Origin of the sequence: Shigella sp. FC1967, from assembly GCF_001743005.1 — a bacterium.
Lineage (GTDB): Bacteria > Pseudomonadota > Gammaproteobacteria > Enterobacterales > Enterobacteriaceae > Proteus.
On sequence record NZ_MIIZ01000189.1, the window covers coordinates 1 to 273 of the forward strand.

The window sequence follows — 273 nt, forward strand, 5'->3', positions numbered from 1 at the left end:
AAAATACTATGCGTCACTACTCTGTGATGACGGGGTAGAAGCACCGGCAAAGCCAACATTGATATCAAATATCACGGAGCTTGATGTGGGGCTGAGTCATTACGCCATCAAATCAGACGGCAATAAGATTGCTAATCCGCGCCACCTTATCAATGCCAGCCGTCACCTACGTCGAAAACAAAAAGCCTTATCTCGCAAGCAAAAAGGGAGTGCTCATCGCCGTAAAGCCCGAATACAGCTTGCAGGTGTACACGAACGGGTAGCCAATGCCCG

General features: G+C 49.1%; 1 protein-coding gene. It reads left to right on the plus strand.

Going from position 1 to position 273, the window contains the following annotated elements; all coding sequences use genetic code 11:
* On the plus strand, positions 1 to 273 hold a 273-nt coding region (locus BHE89_RS01750; RefSeq protein WP_141008254.1), incomplete at both ends, for a transposase.